Origin of the sequence: Microbacterium sp. USTB-Y (genome assembly GCF_023703415.1) — a bacterium.
Taxonomy (GTDB): domain Bacteria; phylum Actinomycetota; class Actinomycetes; order Actinomycetales; family Microbacteriaceae; genus Microbacterium.
In genome coordinates this window covers 19,138-38,776 of record NZ_JAGMTU010000004.1, presented here as the reverse complement: position 1 = coordinate 38,776, position 19,639 = coordinate 19,138, and the positions used below count along the sequence as shown (strand labels likewise).

Below are 19,639 nucleotides of genomic sequence, written 5' to 3'. Positions count from 1 at the left end.
TTCGGCGGATTCTGCTCAGAGCGGATCCGCTCGCGACGCCGCAGGCCGCGTGCCTAGCATGGCGCCATGACCGCCCTGCCGGAGTCCCCCCGCATCGACCGTACGCCCAAGCACGAGGGGCCTCCGCAGCGCGGTCCCGAGCCGGAGCGGCTCTGGCGCACGGTGGTGGGCGAGCTGCTGCGCGATGCGAGGGCGGACCGGGGCGAGACCCTCGCCGAAACCGCCCAGCGCGCCGGTGTCTCCCCGCAGTACCTGTCGGAGATGGAGCGCGGTCGCAAGGAGGCATCGAGCGAGATGCTCGCCGCCGTGTCCGGAGCGCTCGAACTGACGCTGCTCGATCTCACGCTCGGAGTCGCCGAGCGGATCTCCCCGGAGACGGCCGCGCCGGTGCGCGCGACCGCCCAGCCGGCGCGCGCCTGCTACGCGCTGGCGGCCTGACCCGGATCATCTCCGGGCAGCGCGCTCCGCGGGGGCGGGGCCTGCTCCACCACCTGGTCCACGAGACCGTAGGCGCGGGCTCCCGGCGCCGTCAGCACCAGATCCCGGTCCGTATCCGCACGCAGGCGCTCCGGACTCTGCCCGGTGTGCGCCACGAGGATCTGCTCCAGGCTGTCGCGCACGCGGACGACCTCGTCGGCCTGCAGGATGAGGTCGGGGATGGTGCCGCGCCCCTGGGCGGCCGGCTGATGCAGGATGACTCGGGCGTGCGGGAGAGCCGCGCGTTTGCCGGCCGCTCCTGCGGCGAGCAGGACCGCGCCGACCGCCACCGCCTGTCCGACGCAGAACGTCGCGACATCCGAGCGGATGAACCGCATGGTGTCGTACACGGCGAGCATCGCGCTCGGATCGCCGCCCTCGCAGTTGATGTAGAGCTGGATGTCGCGGTCGCTCCCGGTCGAGTCGAGGTGCAGCAGCTGGGCCACGAGCACGTTCGCGACGTCGGCGTCGAGCGGAGTGCCGAGATAGATGACCCGCTCGGCGAGCAGGTGCGAGTAGACGTCGAGTACGCGGTCTCCGCGCGGCGACGTGGCGATCACGTTCGGGACGAGGAACGATGCCATCTCAGGCTCCTTGTGCGGTCAGGCCGACGCTGCGGCGGGTGATCGGCGGCAGCACCGCTGCGAATCCGGTGGCGATCTCGTCGATGAAGCCGTAGGCGAGCGCCTCCTCGGCGCTGTACCAGCGGTCGTGCAGGGAGTCCTCGAAGACGCGGTCCAGCGGCTGTCCGGTGTCCTGGGCGATGAGGCCGAGCACGGTGTCTCGGGTGTGCCGGAGATCGGCGGCCTGCAGCTCGACGTCGACGGCGGTGCCGCCGATCCCCGCCGAACCCTGATGCAGCAGGATCCGGCTGTGCGGGAGAGCGCGGCGCTTGCCCTTCGTCCCGGCCGAGAGCAGGAACTGGCCGGCACTGCAGGCGAGCCCGAAGGCGACGGTGGCGACGTCGCAGGGCACCGTGCGCATCAGGTCGCGGATCGCGAGCATCGCAGGGACGGATCCGCCCGGGGAATGGATCCACAGCGTGATGTCGGCATCCGGGTCCTCGGCGGCGAGGGCGAGCAGCTGCGTCATGAGCAGCACGCCGTTGTCGTCGTCCAGCACGCCGTCGAGCACGAGCACCCGTCGGGCGAACAGCATCCGACGCGTGTCGGCGTCGAAGAGGTTGCGGGGCATGTCATCGGTCATGCAGGAAGCCTCGCCCGCCTGGGGCGGGCGCCGCCACCGGATCTGCCTCGAGCGGATCCGCCCGAAGCAGAGAGGGCGCTCCGCGCAAGGGGCGGGAGCGGACGGGCGCCGGTGCGCGCCGCCTTAGAATCGACGCATGGTCGCATTCACCAAGGGGCACGGCACGGGCAACGACTTCGTCATCATCGCCGACCCCGACGGCGCCCTCGAGTTCCGGGCCGAGCAGGTCGCCGCGCTCTGCGACCGGCACTTCGGGATCGGCGCCGACGGGCTGCTGCGCGTCGTGCGCTCCGCGGCCCTTCCGGAGGGGGCCCGCGCCCTCAGTGAGAACCCGGCCGCCGAGTGGTTCATGGACTACCGCAACGCCGATGGATCCATCGCCGAGATGTGCGGCAACGGCGTCCGCGTGTTCGCCCACTACCTGCTGCGCACCGGCCTCGCCGAGCTCGAGGAGGGCGGCACCCTCGCGATCGGCACACGAGCCGGCGTGCGCGAGGTCACCCGCAGTGCCGAGGGGTATCGCGTGGACATCGGCGCCTGGCGGCTCTCGGGGCATGACCCCCTGGCCCGGGCCGTCGGCCTGAGCGTGCCGCGTCCCGGCCTCGGCATCGACGTCGGCAACCCGCACGTCGTCGTCGCGATCGCGTCCGATGAGGAGCTCGACGGCCTCGAACTGACCCACGGACCCGAGCTCGCGCCGATGCCCGAGCACGGTGCGAACGTCGAGTTCGTCGTGCCGGCGGAGCCCCTGGTGCAGGACGGAGCCGGGCGGGTGCGCATGCGGGTGTTCGAGCGGGGCGTGGGGGAGACCCTGAGCTGCGGCACCGGCGTCGCCGCGACCGCGCTCGCCGTGCGCCACTGGGCCGGAGCGGGAGCCCCGGACGAGTGGCTGGTCGAGGTTCCCGGAGGAACGCTCCGAGTGACCATGGCTCCGGGCGCAGACGGCGAGCACGTGCTCCTGTCCGGGCCTGCGCAGCTCGCGTTCTCGGGGGAGATCGAACTCGCCTGATCGGGTCGGCCGGGGCTTAAGGCAGCTCGATGCCCTCGGTACGGGGCATGCCGTGCCGTCGGACCTTGAGGACGCGGAAGCCGCGGCCGGTCGTCGCCCGCCACACGCTGTAGCCTTCGTCGAACGTCGCCGCCAGCCAGCGCTGCAGCGAGTCGGCGCCGAGGTTGCGGCTCACCACGAACCAGCCGTCCGCCCGCTCGTCCAGTCGGGGGATCCAGCGCTCCAGCAGGTCGTGCAGCTCGCTCTTGCCGACGCGGATGGGCGGGTTGGAGCGGATGGTGCGGAAGGTCACGTCGGCGGGAACATCGTCGGGCGTCACGGCGTTGACATTGTCGAGACCGAGTTCCGCGGCGTTGCGCCGGACCAGATCCAGCGCGCGCTCGTTCACGTCGACGGCCCAGACGGTCGCATGCGGCGCGGCGAGGGCGAGCGACAGCGAGATCGGACCCCAGCCGCACCCGAGATCGAGCAGATGCCCGCCGGGCGGCGGGGGTGGGGTGTTGGCGAGGAGCACTGAGGTGCCGACATCCACGTGGTCGGGGCTGAAGACTCCGGCCGCGGTGGTGAGTTCGACTTCTCGGCCCGCAAGGTTCACCTTGATCCTGCGGAGGTTCTCGGGGCTGGCGGGGGCCGCAGTGAAGTAGTGGTCCGAGCCCATGGAGCGAGCGTAGCGGACACTCGCAGCTAAAGTTAAGGCGCCCGTCCGAATCGGCGGGCAGGAGAAAGGTGCGGATGACGCAGTCCACGACACATGATGAGCACGGCGACGCGGTCGATCGCGTTCTGGCCGCCGCGGAACGACGGGCGGAATCGCACGTGTTCGGTTCCGCGCAGGCGCTGCAGGACACGGCCACCACCGGTCACGACTCGGCGGACGGCGAGCAATGGGACCTGGAGGAACGGCATGCGCTCCGTCGCGTGGCCGGTCTCTCGACCGAGCTCGAGGACGTCACCGAGGTCGAGTACCGCCAGCTCCGGCTGGAGAACGTGGTGCTCGTCGGCGTGTACCCCCAGGGTGCACAGGATGACGCGGAGAACTCGCTGCGCGAGCTCGCCGCGCTGGCGGAGACCGCCGGTGCTGTGGTCCTCGACGGGCTGCTGCAGCGTCGACCGCATCCGGATCCCGCGACGTACCTCGGCCGCGGCAAGGCCCAGGAGCTCAAGGACATCGTGGCCGCGGTCGGCGCAGACACGGTGATCGCCGACACCGAGCTGGCCGCGTCCCAGCGACGCGCGCTGGAGGACGTCGTCAAGGTGAAGGTCATCGACCGGACGACGGTGATCCTCGACATCTTCAGCCAGCACGCGAAGAGCCGCGAGGGACGCGCTCAGGTCGAACTGGCGCAGCTCGAGTACCTGCTCCCGCGCCTGCGCGGCTGGGGTGACTCGATGAGCCGCCAGGCGGGTGGTCAGGTCGGCGCCGGTGGCGCAGGCATGGGATCGCGCGGACCCGGTGAGACGAAGATCGAGCTCGACCGTCGCCGCATCCGCACCCGGATGGCGATGTTGCGCAAGCAGATCCGCGACTTCACGCCGGCCCGCGAGGCCAAGCGCGCTGAGCGCAAGCGCCACACGATTCCGTCCGTGGCGATCGCCGGGTACACCAACGCCGGCAAGTCGAGCCTGCTCAATGCGCTCACGAGCGCGGGCGTGCTCGTCGAGAACGCGCTGTTCGCCACCCTCGACGCGACAGTGCGTCGGGCCGAGACGGCGGACGGGCGTGTCTACACGCTCACCGACACCGTCGGGTTCGTGCGCAACCTCCCGCACCAGCTCGTCGAGGCGTTCCGCTCGACGCTCGAAGAGGTCGCCGACGCCGACGTCATCGTCCACGTCGTCGACGGATCCCACCCGGATCCGGCCGGTCAGATCAAGACCGTCCGGGACGTGATGGGCGACGTCGGTGCGCGGAGCATCCCCGAGATCATCGTGTTCAACAAGGCGGATCTGCTGGACGACGACGAGCGGATGGTGCTGCGCGGGCTCGTGCCCGGGGCGCACTTCGTCTCGTCGCGCAGTGGCGAGGGCGTGGCCGAACTGCGCGCCGCGATCGACGAGGCGCTGCCGAAGCCCGCGGTGGAGATCCGTGCCGTGGTGCCGTACGACCGGGGAGACCTGGTCGCCGCGGTGCACGAGACCGGTCTGCTGCTGGAGGTCGCGCACGAGGAGGAGGGCACTCGGATCCACGCTCACGTGGGCGAGCGCCTGGCCGCGGAGCTCGCACCGTTCGTCGCCTGACCGGGGTCGGCGCGGGGCCGGCTCAGGCGGCGACGAACCGCGCCTCGACGGTCGCGGAGACCGCGATGTCATCGCCCTGCAGCTCGAGACCGCCGCCGCCCGACGGGGGAGCCGCGAAGGCGCGCATCGCCTTCGGGGCCATGTCCGCCGAACCGTGGTCGGTGATGAGACCCGCATCGGCGATCTCGATCGGTTCGACCTTCGCAAGTCCCAGTGCCGTCGCGTAGGCGCCGGCGCGTGTGACCGCCGTTCGCACCGCCTCCGCAGCCACCTCCTGCTCCACCCTGGCGCGCGTCTGCGGCGTGAGGATCCATTCGGTGCCGTTGACGGCGATGCCGTCGCCGGCCGACACTTCGGCGACCCAGGTGGAGAGGGCGGCGAAGTCGACGAAGACCGCGGAGAAGTCGACGGAGGCGTGGTGCACGAGGGCGAGCCGCGTCCCGTCGTTGCTCCACGGTCGCTCCGACCGCACGGCCAGGCGACGGCTCGACCACTCCTCGACGGCGCCGGCATCCTTCTGCGCCGCGATGCCCTCGCGCACAGGCTCGGCGAGGGCCAGCGTGCGGTTGACGACGGTCTCGCGATCGGGTCCGTCCCAGGCGACGGACAGACTGACGATGGCGCGCTCGGGTGCGACCCGCACCTCGTGCTCGCCGCGGACGGTGATGACGACCTCGCTCATGCCGCGACTCTACGGCACGTGATCGCGGCGGCGGGTGCCGCGAAGTCGCCGCCGCGGCGTGGAATGGCGCGGACTCCGCAACCGTTGTACTCTGGGTAGCTCGGGCGCTTCGGCGTCCGCCGGTAATTCCACAGTGCGACAGCGGCTCCTTCGCAAGAAGGTCCACGGGGCTGATCGGTTTCGACAGCGCCTGTGAATCCACGAGAAGCGGGCCGAGGATGCAGGGTTATCTCGTGAACGCTCCCTGCAAAACAATAAGTGCCAATGCAAAGCGCACTGACTTCGCCCTCGCTGCGTAAGCGAGCCCGATAGTCCGTCAGGCCGTATGTGATTCCGATACGGATCCTGGCGTCATCTAGGAATCTTGCTGCGCGACGGCGTCTGGACGTCGCGTGGGACTCTTCCCAGGCTGGGCTTGTCGACTTAGGTGTCTGTGACAAAGGTCGGAGCCGAGCAGAACGTCTGCACAGACTGCGCCCGGAGAAGGCGTGGAGACTCAGCGTTGGACGGGGGTTCGATTCCCCCCAGCTCCACCACGGGCTCCGCTCGTCAGAACCACACCGCTGTCGCCGTGAGAAGCCTCCGGGATCCGTGCCATCGGCACGGATCCCGGAGGCTTCTTCGTGCGCGCCTCAGATCCGGCGCAGCCGAGCGATCACGAAGCGGCCGCGCAGCGTGCAGGTCATACCGGGCTCGAGCAGGGCGGCATCGAGGCGTGCGAGGGGGCGGTCGTCGATCGCGCCGTCGTCGTCGAGAGCGATCAGCGTCGTCGGGCCGCCGGGCTCGGCGCTCACGGTCGTAGCATCGATGACCTCCACCGTCGAGTCCCAGGCGTCCCGCCGCGTCATGACGTTCAGATCGAGGAATCCGGCCTCGCGCGGCGTCGCGGAGACCTCGTCCTCGCCGTCGAAGGCGATGACGTCGTCGACCGCGAGCGTCTCGGCCCGGCCGTTGATCACGAGGTCCACCGCACCAGGGCCGAGCGCGACCTGCCCCCGGCGCACGCCGGGGTAGGCGCTGTACGGCTGCGTGCCGGTGATCTCCGCGATGCTGATCCGCCAGGTCCACGCGTCCGTGGCGTCGGCGTCGTCGAACAGCGTCCGGGTGATCCCGAGACCGTTCTTCCACGCCCGCGGGGTGAGGGCGGAGTACTCGAGGATCGGAACCGTCATGATGCCGATCGTAGTTTCTGCCCGGGATCCCTGCGAGGAAGCAGGCGCCTCAGGTCATCCGCGTCACGACGACGTAGACGAGGATCGCGGCGACGATCACTCCGCCGATGATCGCCGAGCGGGTCTTCGAGGCCTGCTGGGCGGACGTCTTCTGCTTGCCGCGGGCGCGCCGCACGGCCGCGGAGTCGGCGCCGAGGACGCGTTCCATGGCGGGGATGTTGGTGCGGTAGATCCGCAGCGCCTCGCGATGCCGCCCGAGCGAGATCAGCGTCTCCGCGCGATCGTCCGTGGCGTCGAGCGTGATCGCGTGCTCGGCGCCGAGCGTGCCGGCGCCCGTCTTCGCGGCGTCGTCGTAGGCCGCGAGCGCCTCGGGGAAGCGCCGGGCCTCGGCCAGTCGCCGGCCGAGCCAGATGCGCAGCTGCACGGCCCGCTCGGGGTTCGATCCGGCGCCGTCGGCGACCTCGATCGCGCGCTGCTGCACGACGGCCATCTCATCGACGCGGCCCAGGTGCGAGAGGGCGAGACTGTGGTCGTTCAAGGCGTCGGCGAGCGCCCACGGATCGCCGGGCAGCAGACGCTCGAGCTGCGGCACGATCCGGGCGTAGGCCTCGGCGGCCTCGCGGTACGCGCCGAGGCGCTTCGAGCACTCGGCGGCGCCGCGCTCGGCACGCAGCCAGTCGATGCCGGCGGTGTCGCTCAGCACCTCGCGGGCGCGGCTGTACTCGACGAGGGCATCGCCGTAGCGATTCTGCCGCGCGAGATGGTCGGCATAGCGCAGTGCGGCGAGTCCGGGTGACGCACTGCCGTCGTCGGAAGCGCGACTCGTCGAGGCGAACCCGGCGCTGACCTGAGCGGCGAGGACATCCCGCTCCTCCTGGGCGTCGCCGAGACGGGCAAGGATCCCGTCCAGGTCGCGGATCCGGCTCAGCGTCTGCGGGTCCGTATCGCCGAGGACCTCTCGCGTCTCCGCGACGACGCGTTCGCTCAGCTCCCTGGCACGGTGCAGGTCACCCGCATCGGCCACGGCACCGGCGAGCGCGGACAGTGTGCTCAGCGTGTGCGGATCGCGAGCGCCGAGAGCAGCGGTGCGCCGGGCGAGAACGGCTTCGAAGCGGCGGACCGCGTCGGCGAACCGACCGAGATGCCTCTCCTCCAGGGCGCGGTTGTGCAAGGTGATCAGGGTGTCCCGATGCTCCGTGCCGAGGATGCGCGACTGCAGCGCGTACAGCCGATCGTAGGTCGCGGCCGCCTCGGCATCCCGGTCGAGTTGGCAGGCGGCGAGAGCGAGGTTGCCGATGACGCGGCCGGCCTGTGCGGTGTCGGCGGATCCGCCGGCCTCCAGCCGGGCGAGCACGGGCCGCAGCAGCGCCTCCGCCTCGGCGGGGCGATCGTTGCGCAGATGCACCGCGGCGAGGTCGATCGCATGGCCGACGTCGCCTGAGGCGTCATAGAGTGCGCGCATCTCGGCGGCGGCCTCGTCGCTGCGCCCCAGATCCTGCAGCGCGAGGGCGCGGACGTCGCGGAGTTCGGAGACGGCCTGCGGGGATGCGCCGTCGTGCTGTGCGATCTCGATCGCGTCGGCGAGCAGCTCTTCGCTCTCGGCATTGCGTCCGATGCCGCGCAGCGTCGCGCCGAGTGCGTATCGGGATTGTGCGAGCCGGGTGGCGGCGGTGCGGAGATCCTCCGCCGTCGAGGCCTCCGCCGCGAGGCTCGACTCCAGTTCGAGAGACCGTTCGAAGGGGGCGAGAGCCTCGGAGCCGCGGCCGGCATCGCGCAGCGCCGAGCCGAGGCGGTCGCGCAGATCGATCTCGCTCCGGCGGCCGGCGGGGCCGAGTCCGCGAAGGCGCTCCGCGCCGGTCTGCAGCGCGTCCAGGGCTTCGGGGGAGTGCGCGTCGTGCCACCGGGACAGATCGGTCCAGGCGTGCGCGAGCTCGCTCGCGAGCTGGTACGGGGTCGCCAGGGATGGATCCGGATCCGCGGTGGGACTCGAATCCGCCTCGGACGCGACATCGGCGGAGCGCAGCTCTTCGACGGCACGATCCAGATGCGCGCACCGCTCGACGGCTGCGGCGAGGGCGGTCTCCGGAGGGGCGGACGACGCGTCCCGCTCCGTCGCCGCACGCAGGACCCGGGACAGGAGGTCTCGCGAGCGCAGCGCGAGCGAGGCGCGCGACGGGCGATCGACCGTATCGTCGACGATCTCGCGGGCTTCGGCGATGAGCCCCGGCCACCCACGAAGGCCGTCTGCGCGGTCGAGCTGCACCTCGACGGCCATCATCCGGGAGGTGAGCACCTCATCGGAGCCGGGGCCGAACCGCGCGGTCTCGAGCACGGCGATCCGGCGCACCAGCGGCAGCGGGTCCTCCGCGGGGGCGCCGTCGCGGGCGAGCACGCGCAGAGGGTTGATGCGGAACCTCATGGCGTCCAGGGTGAGCGCATCGTCCTCGCCGCGCTGCCGCTGCAGCGCCGGGATCAGCAGGGCGAGGTCGGCATCGGCCCCGGCCGTGTCGCCCGACCAGTAGCGGGTCCTCGCTCGCCACCACCAGGCGTCCAGCGTCGCCGGAGCATCCATCCCGAGCAGGGCGCGGCGTCCGTCCAGCACCTGTCCCCAGAGCAGGGCGGACTGTTCGTCCTCGTCCCGCCGGGACAGCTCGGCGGCCTTCGCCGCGAGCGCGGTCAGATGATTCTCGCCGCGCTCGTCTGCTGCGGCGGCCCGGGCGATGAGCAGGTCGTAGGCGAGCAGCCCCTCCGCCTCGTTCATCCGGGAGAGCAGTTGTGCCCGCCGGTCCAGCAGCCAGAGCACGCGTCCGTGCGCGCCGCCCAGCACCTGCTCGCCTTCGGCGATGAGGGCGTCGAGAGCGGCGACGGTGCCGGCGGAGGCGAGGTCCCCGCCGACCAGCTGCTCCGCGGCGCGGGCATGCAGGTGGTCGTCGAAGAGGTCTTCGCGATCCTCATCCCCAAGACCCTGATCCGCGAGCGCACCCTCGCAGACCTCGGCAAGAGTGCGGTAGAGCTCTCTGGCCTCGTCCTCACGCCCGAGTTCGTCCAGGCCGTGGGCCAGGCCGCGCAGCGCGCTGCGGTGCGCGGAACCGCCTTCCCCCTCGGTCATCAGTGCTTGCGGGAGCAGTTCGCGGAACGCGTCGAGCGCCCGGGCGATGCGCACCGTGTCGCGGCTGGAGACGTCGGACCACGCGGACTGGAGCGCATCTGCCATCACACTCTCGACAGTAGAAGGCTGCGGGGTGCCGGGCAACTCGCCCGGCGTCCGGGAGTGAGCCGAGCGTCAGGCGAAGGATCCGACGACGATCGTGATCAGCTCCGGGGGTTGATCAGGATCAGCCCCTGCTTCGTGTCGGAGACGGAGACCCAGCCGCGGCCGAACAGATAGGTCATACCGTAGCCCTCGGCGTCCCTGCTGAGCGTGGTGCGCGGATCCGCCGTGACGTACACGCCGCGGTCGCTGTCCTCGCGGACCCATCCCTCCGAGACCAGCTCGGCCTCCCGAGCGGCGGCATCGGCGCCCGAGATCGGCGCCCAGCCGTAGAGCAGGCCGTGATCCGATGCTGTGGACGGATCCGCCCACAGGCAGGCGATGCCGCCCGGGACCGGATCCGGGCCGAACGCGAAGTCGCGCTGCATCGCCGACCAGCCCTGCGCATGCAGAGCGGCGACGGTGTCGGCGGGGATGAGCGTCTCGCAGCTCAACGGGCGCGGCGACGCGGCGGGGACATCGGTGGCGGCCGGCGTCGGGGACGATGCCGAACGGGTGGGCTCGTCCGACGCGCGCGACGCGGAAGAGGCTGACGGGGCAGGGGAGGGAGTCCCGGTGCAGGCGGTGGTCGCGGCGAGCACGCCGAGCGACACCGCCGCGACGGCCAGTGCGCGCGTGGAGAACCGCATATCAGCGAGCGGCCGCCGCAGGCGGCTCTGCGGCTCCGTGCAGCTGCGCGAGGAACGCCTCGTGCAGCACCCCGTTCGTGGCGAGCGCCGAGCGTCCGGAGAGCGTCGCGGTCCCGTCGTAGGCGGTGGCGGCGCCGCCCGCCTCGGCGACGATCGCGAAGGCCGCCGCGATGTCGTACTCCTTGACGTCGAACTCGGCGACCATGTCGATGCGGCCCTCGGCGAGCATCATGTAGGAGAACACGTCGCCGTAGGCGCGGTCGCGCCACACGCGGCGGCTCAGCGCGATGAGCTCGTCGAGGTGGCCCGCCTCGTCCCACTGGGCGATGCTCTGGAAGCTGACGCTCGCGTCGTCGAGGCTCGCGACGTCCGACACGCGGATCGGGCGCGGCTCCGCATCCGTGGAGGCTGCCCACGCGCCGAGGCCGGGCGCGGCCCACCAGCGGCGCCCCAGGGCCGGCATGCTGACCACGCCGACGCGGGCGACGCCGTCGACGGCGAGGCTGATCATGGTGCCCCACATCGGCACCCCGCGAAGGAAGTTCGCCGTGCCGTCGATCGGATCGATGATCCACTGCCGGTGCGCATCGCCCGAGGTGCCGAACTCCTCGCCGAGGATCCCGTCCTCCGGGCGCTCTGCCTGCAGGATCTCCCGGATCGCGCGCTCGGTCGCCAGATCCGCATCGGTCACGTGCGAGCGGTCGGCCTTGAGCGAGACGCTCAGATCGGCGGCGTCGAAACGGGGCAGTGACTGCCCGTCGGCGGCGTCGGCAAGGCGGAGAGCGAGGTCGAGGTCGCTCTGGAAGTCGGCAGCGGCGCGGGTCTCAGACACGCCTCCAGGATACTGGCGCGCAGTGGCCGAACTCTGGGCGCACGCGGCCCAGAGCGCACTCCGGGCCGACGACACGCCAGGGATACACGGAGAGCAGCCGCCGATTTCGCTTCCGTCCGAACCGCTGGTAATGTGATTCCTCGGCCGGGGAACCGGCCCGCCGAGCACCTCTAGCTCAATCGGCAGAGCAACTGACTCTTAATCAGTGGGTTCTGGGTTCGAGTCCCAGGGGGTGCACCAGCGAGGAAGGCCCGGTCGGAAGAGATTCCGACCGGGCCTTCTGCGTGTCTGCGGTGCTCAGTAGACTCGCGCCCATGACGGATGGGGAGGGGACCGCGGCGAGCCCGTGGCGGCTGCGCACGGCGCCGGGTTCGAGCGAGTACACGATGCACCGCGACGGCGACGAACTCGTCTGCCAGGTCGGGTCGACGACGCTGAAGTATCAGGCGCGCTCCATCGAGGATCTGCATTCTTGGCTCCAGGCCCAGGGGGACTGGGTCCCGCTGGGGGCGGCAGACGAGCAGAAGCCGGCTGCGGAGGGAACCGTGGAGGCGTTCGGCCGGGCGGAGGACAACCCGGTCGGCGGCTGGTACGGGCTGCGCAAGGGGTACCGCGGACGCTTCGGGATGTACCTGCCGCCGCTGCTCGAGCGGCTCGGGCTGGTCGAGCTGGAGCACAACGCGCGGAACAACCGCGTGCGCGCGCTCTGAGCACGTCGCGCGGTCGGGACGGGTTCAGATCCCGTCGGCCTCGCCGTCGGGATAGTCGACGAACGCGAACGCGGATCCGTCCGGCGCCCAGCAGGGCACGTTGATCGTGCCCTGACCGCCGAGGAGCTCGACGATCGTCGTCGGCTCCGCCCAGGAGTCGACGGAGACCAGGCGCAGCTCGACCCTGAGGTCTGCGGGATGCCCTGTGGTGCCGGGCGGGTAGCTGAGGTAGACCGCGACATCCCCCGACGGCGCGACGTGCGGGAACCAGTTCACGCGCTCGTCGAAGGTCAGCTGTTCGAGCTCGGTGCCGTCGGGGCGCACCCGCGCCAGCTGCGCGTGCCCCGGAGCGGGGGAGAACTGCTCGGTGTTGAAGACGATCCACTCGCCGTCCGGCGTCCAGGCGCAGCCGTCCGCGGGCCCCGGATGCGTGGTGACGGCGACGTCGTCCCGTCCGTCGACCCCGATCGTGTGGATCGTCGCCGACGCCCACCAGTTCCCGCCGTCGGGGTCGAGCCGCACATAACCGAGGCGTGCACCGTCGGGGCTGACGCCGTGCAGGAAGTGCATCCCGCCGTCGTCCGGCGTGACCCGGTGCGCCGGTCCGCCTTCGATCGGGACGGACCAGATGTGCCAGTCCTGGGCGGAGGCGAACACGGTGCTGCCATCCGGCGAGAGCACGTGGTCGTTGTTCGCCTCGGGGAGCCCGATCGCCGCGAGGGGCGCCGGCTCGCCCGTGCCGTCGGCGGGGAGCAGCCAGAGCCGCCCGTCGCCGTTCACGAGGAGCCGCCCGTCGGCGGTCCAGTTCGGCGCCTCGTACCGCCGCGTCGTGGACGCGTGGACCGTGCGGGTCGTTCCCGTCGCGCGATCCCACACCCGGATCCGAGCGGACTGGCCCGGCCGCAGCCCGCCCTCGGGCGCGGGGTCCTGCGCGGTCGTCATCGGCGGGATCCGATCAGACCACGCGCACCGAGAGCAGCTGATACCCCTCGGGCACCTTGGCCTCGAGTGCCGTCATGTCGTCGGCCTCGATCTCCTGCAGGCCGTCGCGACGGACGATCGTGCCCTCTGCCGTGAGGATCGTGTCCTTCTTCGCCATCGCGACCGGGGCCGAGGCGAGCTGCCATCCCGCAGGGGTCTCGGCGGCCAGCAGATCCTGGATCTCGTCGAGCTCCTCGGCCTGCACGGTGTGGGTCTTGGATTCGACGGGGCGGATGACACCGATGAGCATGACTCCAGCGTATGCCCCGGCGCGGACGACGAAGCCCGCCCCGCGCACCATCGTGCGGGGCGGGCGGTTCGCGGCGCCTTCGGGTGGCGCAGATCCTCAGGCGGCGTCGCCGATGAGGATCGCTTCCGCATCCTCGGCGACATCGTGCGAACCGCGGTCGATGTGCGCGAGCGCACGACGGCCGAGCAGCACCACGAGCGCCGCGATGAGCACCGACACGCCGGCGAACAGGTACGGGACGGTGTCGCCCCAGAGGTGCGAGAGGAGCGCGGCGAGGGGAGGAGCGACGGCGCCGCCGATGAAGCGCACCGCCGAGTAGGCCGAGGAGGCGACCGAGCGGGGCAGGTCCGTCGCCTCCATGACGGCCTCGGTGAGCACCGTGTTCATGATACCGAGGAGCAGTCCGCCGACGATGATGCAGATCACCAGAGCCATCGGGATCGCGACCAGGATCCCCGCGACGATGAGGTCGAGGGCCAGCAGCGGCAGCACGAACAGGATGATCCGGGTGATCGGCATGCGCCGCAGCAGGATCGGCGCGACCCAGACGCTCGTGACCGCCAGCGCGATGCCCCAGCCGAAGAAGGTGAGGCCGATGCCGATCGCGCTGAAGCCGAGCGGGAACGGCGAGAACGCCAGCAGCACGAAGAAGCCGATGTTGTAGAACAGGGCGGCGACCGCGAGCACGCCCAGCGCGGGCCGCCCGAGCGCCTTGAACGGTGCGGAGAACGGCACGGGCTGGCGCTTCTCGAACGGGCCGCGCAGCAGCGTGAGCACCGCGATGAAGCCGATCGCCATGAGCACGACCACGCCGAAGAACGGACCCTGCCAGGCGACCTCGCCGAGCAGGCCGCCGAGGAGCGGGCCGATCGCGATGCCGAGGCCCAGGGCCGCCTCGTACAGGATGATCGCCGCGCTGGATCCGCCGCTCGCGGCTCCCACGATCGTGGCGAGCGCGGTCGAGATGAACAGCGCGTTGCCCAGGCCCCAGCCGGCCCGGAAGCCGATGATGGCGTCGACGCTTCCGCTGAGCGCGCAGAAGAGCGCGAAGACGACGATGAGGGCGAGGCCGACCAGGAGCGTGGCCTTGGCGCCGATCCGGCTGGAGATCCAGCTGGTGAACAGCATCGCCACGCCCGTGACGAGCAGGTAGCTCGTGAACAGCAGCTCGGTCTGCACCGGCGTCGCCTTCAGCGACTCGGCGATCGCGGGCAGGATCGGGTCGACCAGACCGATCCCCATGAACGCGACGACGCAGGCGAAGGCGACGGCCCACACTTGTGCGGGCTGCCTCCAGATCGATGCCGGGGAAGCGGTGGTGCTCAACGTGCTGTCCTTTCCAGAAGCGAGTGGGTGTGCAGGATCTCCGCGGCGCGGGCCAGGTGCTGCCAGTCCGTGTCGTCGAGATCGCTGAATCGCGGGGCGAGGATCCGCTGCAGCTCGTCGCGCCAGGCGTGCAGGGCGCTGCGTCCCGCCGCCGTGATCGTGACCACGGTGGCGCGGGAGTCCTCGGGGTCGGGGGAGCGGAGCACGAGGCCCTCGTGCTCCAGCTGTCCGATCATGCGGGTCATCCCTGGCTGCGTGGTGCGGCTGGCCTTCGCCAGCTCTCCCACGCGCTGTCCATCCCTGCCGTCGAGCAGGCTGAGGGCCCGCCACTGGGCGGCAGGAGCGTCGTTTCCGGCCTCCTGTGCCGCGATGCGGGTGAGCGCGTGCGTCGAGAAGACGATCGACTGCAGGATCTCGCCGTGATTCATAACTGAAGTATATATCCGAGGGTATGTAAATGGCAAGCGTCACGCCGTCGACGCACCTGCGTCGCTCAGCGGGAGGCGCGGCCGGCGATGCGTGCGGACAGCTGGTGCGCGTGCGCGAGAAGGGTGCGGCCGAGCGTCGGCAGGCGATCCGGACCGAAGCGGAACTCGACGCCGGTGAGGCTCAGTGCCCACTCCGGGCGCCCGTCGCGGTCGAACACCGCGGCGCCCATGCCCCAGCTGCCCTCGACGATGAGGCCGGGATTGACCGCGTACCCGCGCGCCTTGGTCTCCGCAAGCCGTCGGCGCAACGGCGTCGCGGCGTGCGTTCGGCCCCAGCGCTCGCCGAGCTCGGGGTGGCGTTCGAGATAGGCATCCACATCGTGGTCGGGGAGGAAGGAGAGGATCGCGAGGCCGGCGCTGGCGACGCCGAGGGGGAACCGCACACCCTCGCTGAGCACGAAGGAGCGGATGGGGAAGGCGCCCTCCTCGCGCAGCAGGCAGACGGTCTCGTCCGCCCTGCGCACCGAGAGGAACGCGCTCTCCTCGGTCTTCACGGCGAGCGAGCGCACGATGTCGCGCGCGATCTCGGTGATGTCATAGCGCGTCGCGGCCACTGTTCCCATGAGGTACAGCTCGGGACCGGGCATCCACAGGGCGGTGTGCGGATCCTGGTCCACGAGCCCCTCGGCGCGCAGGGCGGAGAGCAGCCGATGTGCGGTCGAGCGGCTGAGGCCCGAGGTCTCCGCGAGTCGCTGCAGCGACGCACCGTCCGGCGATGCGGTGACGAGGCGGAGCAGTCCGGCGGCGCGGGCGATCGCCTGCGCGCCCGGCACGGTGCGGCGGGACGAGGGCGTCTGTTCCACGATGTGGACGCTACCGAACGCAGCGCCCACATCGCAAGCGCCGGGTTGAGCGGCTCCGCGCCGAAGCGCAGAGTGTGAGGAGGAACACACGAAGGAGTGGCGAGTGATCGACAAGCAATGGGCGTCGGCCGCGGAGGCGGTCGCCGACATCCCCGACGGTGCGTCGCTCGCCGTCGGCGGGTTCGGGCTGTCCGGCAATCCGAGCGCGCTCATCGGGGCCCTGCTCGCACAGGGCACCTCCGGTCTCAGCGTGGTCAGCAACAACTGCGGAGTGGACGACTGGGGCCTCGGGCTGCTGCTGGGTGCGCACCGCATCCGCAAGATGACCTCGTCGTACGTCGGGGAGAACAAGGAGTTCGAGCGCCAGTTCCTCTCCGGGGAGCTCGAGCTCGAACTGACCCCGCAGGGCACGCTCGCCGAGAAGCTGCGCGCCGGCGGATCCGGCATCGCCGCGTTCTTCACGCAGACCGGCGTCGGCACCCAGGTGGCCGAGGGCGGCCTGCCGCGGCGCTATGCCGCCGACGGCTCGGTGGAGGTCGCGTCGCCCGCCAAGGACGTGCGCACCTTCGAGATGCACGGGCAGCCCCGCGAGTTCGTGCTCGAGGAGGCGATCACCACGGACTACGCACTCGTGCACGCGGCGCTCGGCGACCGGCACGGCAACCTGATCTTCAACAAGGCCGCCCGCAACTTCAACCCGCTCGCAGCGATGGCCGGCCGCGTCTGCATCGCGCAGGTCGAACGGCTCGTCGAGCCGGGGGAGCTGGATCCGGATCGCGTGCACCTGCCCGGCGTCTTCGTGCACCGGGTGGTCGAGGTCGGATCCGACATCGAGAAGCGCATCGAGCGGCGCACCGTGCGCCCTTCGACGGGCGCGGGGACCGGATCCGACTCCGGGAACAGGGAGGCCTGACATGGCTCTGACACGGGACGAGATGGCGGCGCGCGCCGCCCGAGAGCTGTCCGACGGCTCGTACGTGAACCTCGGCATCGGGCTGCCCACGCTCGTGCCCAACCACGTGCCCGACGGGGTGACGGTGGTGCTGCAGTCCGAGAACGGCATTCTCGGCGTCGGCCCCTATCCCGAGGAGCAGGCGGTCGACCCCGACCTCATCAATGCGGGCAAGGAGACCGTCACCACCCTGCCCGGTGCGGCGTTCTTCGACTCAGGGCTCAGCTTCGGCATGATCCGCGGCGGCAAGATCGACGCCGCGATCCTCGGCGCGATGCAGGTGAGCGCCACCGGGGATCTGGCCAACTGGATGATCCCCGGGAAGATGGTCAAGGGTCCCGGCGGCGCGATGGATCTCGTGCACGGTGCGGGACGGGTGATCGTGCTGATGGAGCACGTCGCCAGGGACGGGTCGGCGAAGATCGTCGACGAGTGCTCCCTGCCGCTCACCGGCCGCGCGGTCGTGCACCGGATCATCACCGATCTGGCCGTGATCGACGTCACACCCGAGGGGCTGCGCCTCGTGGAGCTCGCGCCCGGGGTGAGCGTGCAGGATGTGAAGGATGCGACCCAGCCCCCGCTGCTCGTCGCCGAGGGACTGGAGTGATCATGAGTGCAGAGGACATCGTCATCGTGGCTGCGGCGCGCACGCCGCAGGGCCGCTTGAAGGGGCAGCTGGCGTCGTTCACCGCGCCGCAGCTCGGAGCCCTGGCGATCCGGGGCGCGCTGGAGCAGGGCGGGGTGGACGCGGCGGACGTCGACGCGGTCATCGTCGGCCAGGTCCTGGCCGCGGGGTCGGGGCAGAACGCCGCCCGGCAGGCCGCGATCGGAGCCGGCATCGGATGGGACGTGCCGGCGCACTCGGTGAACAAGGTGTGCCTGTCGGGGCTCACCGCGATCATCGACGCCACCCGCATGATCCGCACCGGCGACGCGCGCACCGTGGTCGCGGCCGGCATGGAGTCGATGACCCGCGCACCGCACCTGCTGATGGGCTCGCGCGACGGCTGGACTTACGGGTCCGTCGAAGTCCTCGACCACATGGCCTACGACGGTCTCACCGATGCCTACGACGCCGAGAGCATGGGCGCGTCGACCGAGCGGCACAACCCGCGCTTCGGCCTCACCCGCGAGGCGCAGGACGAGGTCGCGGCCCGCTCGCACCAGCGCGCCGCCGCAGCACGCGAGGCGGGGGTGTTCGACGCGGAGATCGTGCCGGTCACCGTGCCCCAGCGCCGCGGCGAGCCCCTGGTCCTGACGGCGGACGAGGGCATCAGGCCGGAGACGACCGTCGAGACGCTCGCCGGGCTCCGTCCGGCGTTCGCCGAAGGCGGGTCGATCACCGCGGGCAACTCCTCGCAGATCTCCGACGGCGCTTCGGCGGTCGTCGTCACCACGCGCGCCGAGGCCGAGGCCCACGGCTGGCCGGTGCTCGTCACGGTCGGCGCCAGCGGACAGACCGCGGGCCCCGACAACTCACTGCAGGAGCAGCCGGCGCACGCCATCCAGCGCGCCCTCGACAAGCAGGGGATCACGGCGGCGGACGTCGACCTGGTCGAGATCAACGAGGCGTTCGGGGCCGTGGTCGCCCGCTCGGAGGCGGTGCTCGGCCTGGATCCGCAGATCGTCAACGTCCACGGCGGCGGCATCGCGATCGGCCACCCGATCGGCGCGAGCGGCAACCGGCTCGCCGTGCACATGGCCCACGAACTGGTGCGTCGCGGATCGGGCACCGCCGTGGTGGCGCTCTGCGGCGGAGGCGGTCAGGGCGAGGCGCTGATCCTCACCCGCTGAGGAACCGCTCCCGTAGGATCGGCGCATGACGACGATCCGTGCGCTCACGGCGGCCGACCGGGACGACTGGCTGCCCCTGTGGCAGGCGTACCTGACGTTCTACGAGACCCCGCTCGCGGGGGACGTCACCGCGTCGACCTTCGCCCGGATCGTGGATCCCGCCGGCGACATCCACGGGGCGATCGCGCGCGACGACGACGGCCGCGCGGTGGGCATCGTGCACTGGCTCGCGCACCCCTCGACCTGGTCGACGAGCCACTACACGTATCTCGAGGACCTGTTCGTCGACCCCTCGGTCCGCGGCGGCGGCGTGGGACGCGCTCTGATCGCGCATGTGACCGAGGCGGCGCGGGCGGCCGGCAGCGACAAGGTCTACTGGCTCACCGCCGAGACCAACACGACGGCGCGGGGCCTCTACGACCGGGTCGCCTCCCGCAGCGGGTTCATCCACTACGAGATCGAGCTGGTCTGATCGAACCCGGGCCCCTACTTCTGAGCCTTGCGCTCGGCCTTCTCCTCGGCCTTGAGCGCCTTCTTGGCCCGCTTGAACTGCACCGGCGCGACGGGCGAGTCGGCGGACACCATCTCGCCGCGCTCGTCACGACGGAAGTCGACGATGGCGCCGATCGCGAGCGCGATCGTGATGCCCCAGCTCAGCCAGGCGAGGACCGCGCGCCAGGTGATCGGCGCGTCCCGCGTTCCGCGCAGCAGCGCGATGCCGCTCGTGATCGCCCCGAAGAGACCGCTCGCGAAGAGGTAGTTGCGCATACGACCACGCTACCCTGGTGACATCACCGTTGTGCATTACCGGCCGCCGGC

The 19,639-nt window shown here is 71.3% G+C and carries 22 protein-coding genes, 1 tRNA gene and 1 other RNA gene; 10 read left to right on the top strand and 14 right to left on the bottom strand.

Going from position 1 to position 19,639, the window contains the following annotated elements:
• Positions 1-66 precede the first annotated feature (66 nt).
• The gene (locus J8G10_RS10955; protein WP_251444461.1) at positions 67-438 is read left to right on the top strand and encodes a helix-turn-helix domain-containing protein; all 372 of its coding nucleotides are present in this window, start codon (positions 67-69) and stop codon (positions 436-438) included.
• Here the strand turns inward: J8G10_RS10955 and J8G10_RS10950 are convergent.
• Both J8G10_RS10950 and J8G10_RS10945 read right to left on the bottom strand, forming a co-directional pair.
• Positions 420-1,061, bottom strand: coding sequence for a ClpP family protease (locus J8G10_RS10950; RefSeq protein WP_251444460.1), 642 nt, complete (start codon positions 1,059-1,061; stop codon positions 420-422). The two genes, J8G10_RS10955 and J8G10_RS10950, sit on opposite strands and share 19 nt — an antisense overlap.
• Position 1,062: 1 nt before the next feature.
• A complete protein-coding gene (locus tag J8G10_RS10945; RefSeq protein ID WP_251444459.1) occupies positions 1,063-1,683 on the bottom strand; it encodes a ClpP family protease in 621 nt (206 codons plus the stop codon).
• A gap of 136 nt (positions 1,684-1,819) precedes the next feature.
• On the opposite strand from J8G10_RS10945, the gene dapF reads away from it, so the two are divergent.
• Entirely contained in the window at positions 1,820-2,692 is an 873-nt protein-coding gene (gene dapF / locus J8G10_RS10940; RefSeq protein ID WP_251444458.1) for a diaminopimelate epimerase, read from the top strand.
• A 16-nt stretch (positions 2,693-2,708) separates the two neighbouring features.
• Here the strand turns inward: dapF and J8G10_RS10935 are convergent, their stop codons facing one another.
• The gene (locus J8G10_RS10935) at positions 2,709-3,350 is read right to left on the bottom strand and encodes a class I SAM-dependent methyltransferase (protein WP_251444457.1); all 642 of its coding nucleotides are present in this window, start codon (positions 3,348-3,350) and stop codon (positions 2,709-2,711) included.
• A gap of 74 nt (positions 3,351-3,424) precedes the next feature.
• Here J8G10_RS10935 and hflX point away from each other — a divergent pair, with 74 nt between their 5' ends.
• Entirely contained in the window at positions 3,425-4,930 is a 1,506-nt protein-coding gene (gene hflX, locus J8G10_RS10930; RefSeq protein WP_251444455.1) for a GTPase HflX, read from the top strand.
• 22 nt (positions 4,931-4,952) lie between these two features.
• Here hflX and J8G10_RS10925 read toward each other — a convergent pair whose 3' ends face one another.
• Complete coding sequence (locus J8G10_RS10925) at positions 4,953-5,612, bottom strand: SIMPL domain-containing protein (RefSeq protein ID WP_251444453.1); 660 nt, start codon at positions 5,610-5,612, stop codon at positions 4,953-4,955.
• A gap of 166 nt (positions 5,613-5,778) precedes the next feature.
• Here J8G10_RS10925 and ssrA point away from each other — a divergent pair.
• Positions 5,779-6,148: a transfer-messenger RNA gene (gene ssrA, locus J8G10_RS10920) on the top strand.
• Positions 6,149-6,244: 96 nt separating this feature from the next.
• Here ssrA and J8G10_RS10915 read toward each other — a convergent pair.
• The 4 genes from J8G10_RS10915 to J8G10_RS10900 all read right to left on the bottom strand — a co-directional run bounded on the left by J8G10_RS10915 (position 6,245) and on the right by J8G10_RS10900 (position 11,516).
• On the bottom strand, positions 6,245-6,784 hold the full coding sequence (locus J8G10_RS10915) for a HutD family protein (protein ID WP_251444451.1): 540 nt from the start codon (positions 6,782-6,784) through the stop codon (positions 6,245-6,247).
• A gap of 49 nt (positions 6,785-6,833) precedes the next feature.
• Positions 6,834-9,998 carry a tetratricopeptide repeat protein gene (locus J8G10_RS10910; RefSeq protein WP_251444449.1) on the bottom strand — a complete coding sequence of 1,055 codons (3,165 nt, stop codon included), beginning with the start codon at positions 9,996-9,998 and terminating at the stop codon, positions 6,834-6,836.
• Positions 9,999-10,096: 98 nt separating this feature from the next.
• A complete protein-coding gene (locus tag J8G10_RS10905; protein WP_251444447.1) occupies positions 10,097-10,684 on the bottom strand; it encodes a hypothetical protein in 588 nt (195 codons plus the stop codon).
• 1 nt (position 10,685) lies between these two features.
• On the bottom strand, positions 10,686-11,516 hold the full coding sequence (locus tag J8G10_RS10900) for an inositol monophosphatase family protein (RefSeq protein ID WP_251444445.1): 831 nt from the start codon (positions 11,514-11,516) through the stop codon (positions 10,686-10,688).
• 164 nt (positions 11,517-11,680) lie between these two features.
• On the opposite strand from J8G10_RS10900, the gene J8G10_RS10895 reads away from it, so the two are divergent.
• Positions 11,681-11,756, top strand: a tRNA-Lys gene (locus J8G10_RS10895).
• Between the two features lie 74 nt (positions 11,757-11,830).
• A complete protein-coding gene (locus J8G10_RS10890; RefSeq protein WP_251444443.1) occupies positions 11,831-12,226 on the top strand; it encodes a DUF6855 family protein in 396 nt (131 codons plus the stop codon).
• Positions 12,227-12,250: 24 nt separating this feature from the next.
• Here the strand turns inward: J8G10_RS10890 and J8G10_RS10885 are convergent, their stop codons facing one another.
• From J8G10_RS10885 to J8G10_RS10865, 5 genes are all read right to left on the bottom strand, one after another.
• The gene (locus tag J8G10_RS10885) at positions 12,251-13,168 is read right to left on the bottom strand and encodes a hypothetical protein (RefSeq protein WP_251444441.1); all 918 of its coding nucleotides are present in this window, start codon (positions 13,166-13,168) and stop codon (positions 12,251-12,253) included.
• A 13-nt stretch (positions 13,169-13,181) separates the two neighbouring features.
• On the bottom strand, positions 13,182-13,457 hold the full coding sequence (locus J8G10_RS10880) for a hypothetical protein (protein WP_251444438.1): 276 nt from the start codon (positions 13,455-13,457) through the stop codon (positions 13,182-13,184).
• Between the two features lie 96 nt (positions 13,458-13,553).
• Positions 13,554-14,783: an MFS transporter gene (locus tag J8G10_RS10875; RefSeq protein ID WP_251444436.1), complete on the bottom strand. Its 1,230-nt coding sequence runs from the start codon at positions 14,781-14,783 to the stop codon at positions 13,554-13,556.
• A complete protein-coding gene (locus tag J8G10_RS10870) occupies positions 14,780-15,211 on the bottom strand; it encodes a MarR family winged helix-turn-helix transcriptional regulator (protein WP_251444434.1) in 432 nt (143 codons plus the stop codon). Before J8G10_RS10870 ends, J8G10_RS10875 begins: the two co-directional genes overlap by 4 nt.
• A 65-nt stretch (positions 15,212-15,276) precedes the next feature.
• Positions 15,277-16,074 carry an IclR family transcriptional regulator gene (locus J8G10_RS10865; RefSeq protein WP_251444432.1) on the bottom strand — a complete coding sequence of 266 codons (798 nt, stop codon included), beginning with the start codon at positions 16,072-16,074 and terminating at the stop codon, positions 15,277-15,279.
• A gap of 103 nt (positions 16,075-16,177) precedes the next feature.
• Here J8G10_RS10865 and J8G10_RS10860 point away from each other — a divergent pair, with 103 nt between their 5' ends.
• Genes J8G10_RS10860 through J8G10_RS10845 form a run of 4 tightly spaced genes read left to right on the top strand, consistent with a single transcriptional unit; the run spans position 16,178 to position 19,292 of the window.
• Complete coding sequence (locus J8G10_RS10860) at positions 16,178-16,987, top strand: CoA transferase subunit A (protein ID WP_251444431.1); 810 nt, start codon at positions 16,178-16,180, stop codon at positions 16,985-16,987.
• A 1-nt stretch (position 16,988) separates the two neighbouring features.
• Positions 16,989-17,633 (top strand): 3-oxoacid CoA-transferase subunit B, encoded by a 645-nt coding sequence (locus J8G10_RS10855; RefSeq protein WP_251444430.1) that lies wholly within the window; start codon positions 16,989-16,991, stop codon positions 17,631-17,633.
• A 2-nt stretch (positions 17,634-17,635) separates the two neighbouring features.
• Positions 17,636-18,820: an acetyl-CoA C-acetyltransferase gene (locus J8G10_RS10850; protein WP_251444429.1), complete on the top strand. Its 1,185-nt coding sequence runs from the start codon at positions 17,636-17,638 to the stop codon at positions 18,818-18,820.
• A gap of 25 nt (positions 18,821-18,845) precedes the next feature.
• On the top strand, positions 18,846-19,292 hold the full coding sequence (locus J8G10_RS10845; protein ID WP_251444407.1) for a GNAT family N-acetyltransferase: 447 nt from the start codon (positions 18,846-18,848) through the stop codon (positions 19,290-19,292).
• Positions 19,293-19,306: 14 nt separating this feature from the next.
• On the opposite strand, the gene J8G10_RS10840 is transcribed toward J8G10_RS10845, so the two are convergent.
• Complete coding sequence (locus tag J8G10_RS10840) at positions 19,307-19,588, bottom strand: hypothetical protein (protein ID WP_251444405.1); 282 nt, start codon at positions 19,586-19,588, stop codon at positions 19,307-19,309.
• Between the last annotated feature and the right edge of the window lie 51 nt (positions 19,589-19,639).

Bases quoted from the DNA above. Each gene is read 5' to 3' on its own strand.
- J8G10_RS10950 (WP_251444460.1), bottom strand. From the start codon at position 1,061: ATGGCATCGTTCCTCGTCCCGAACGTGATCGCCACGTCGCCGCGCGGA.
- J8G10_RS10840 (WP_251444405.1), bottom strand. From the start codon at position 19,588: ATGCGCAACTACCTCTTCGCGAGCGGTCTCTTCGGGGCGATCACGAGC.
- dapF (WP_251444458.1), top strand. From the start codon at position 1,820: ATGGTCGCATTCACCAAGGGGCACGGCACGGGCAACGACTTCGTCATC.
- J8G10_RS10935 (WP_251444457.1), bottom strand. From the start codon at position 3,350: ATGGGCTCGGACCACTACTTCACTGCGGCCCCCGCCAGCCCCGAGAAC.
- J8G10_RS10880 (WP_251444438.1), bottom strand. From the start codon at position 13,457: ATGCTCATCGGTGTCATCCGCCCCGTCGAATCCAAGACCCACACCGTG.
- J8G10_RS10925 (WP_251444453.1), bottom strand. From the start codon at position 5,612: ATGAGCGAGGTCGTCATCACCGTCCGCGGCGAGCACGAGGTGCGGGTC.
- hflX (WP_251444455.1), top strand. From the start codon at position 3,425: ATGACGCAGTCCACGACACATGATGAGCACGGCGACGCGGTCGATCGC.
- J8G10_RS10890 (WP_251444443.1), top strand. From the start codon at position 11,831: ATGACGGATGGGGAGGGGACCGCGGCGAGCCCGTGGCGGCTGCGCACG.
- J8G10_RS10850 (WP_251444429.1), top strand. From the start codon at position 17,636: ATGAGTGCAGAGGACATCGTCATCGTGGCTGCGGCGCGCACGCCGCAG.
- J8G10_RS10855 (WP_251444430.1), top strand. From the start codon at position 16,989: ATGGCTCTGACACGGGACGAGATGGCGGCGCGCGCCGCCCGAGAGCTG.
- J8G10_RS10945 (WP_251444459.1), bottom strand. From the start codon at position 1,683: ATGACCGATGACATGCCCCGCAACCTCTTCGACGCCGACACGCGTCGG.
- J8G10_RS10845 (WP_251444407.1), top strand. From the start codon at position 18,846: ATGACGACGATCCGTGCGCTCACGGCGGCCGACCGGGACGACTGGCTG.
- J8G10_RS10885 (WP_251444441.1), bottom strand. From the start codon at position 13,168: ATGACGACCGCGCAGGACCCCGCGCCCGAGGGCGGGCTGCGGCCGGGC.
- J8G10_RS10870 (WP_251444434.1), bottom strand. From the start codon at position 15,211: ATGAATCACGGCGAGATCCTGCAGTCGATCGTCTTCTCGACGCACGCG.
- J8G10_RS10910 (WP_251444449.1), bottom strand. From the start codon at position 9,998: ATGGCAGATGCGCTCCAGTCCGCGTGGTCCGACGTCTCCAGCCGCGAC.
- J8G10_RS10905 (WP_251444447.1), bottom strand. From the start codon at position 10,684: ATGCGGTTCTCCACGCGCGCACTGGCCGTCGCGGCGGTGTCGCTCGGC.
- J8G10_RS10915 (WP_251444451.1), bottom strand. From the start codon at position 6,784: ATGACGGTTCCGATCCTCGAGTACTCCGCCCTCACCCCGCGGGCGTGG.
- J8G10_RS10955 (WP_251444461.1), top strand. From the start codon at position 67: ATGACCGCCCTGCCGGAGTCCCCCCGCATCGACCGTACGCCCAAGCAC.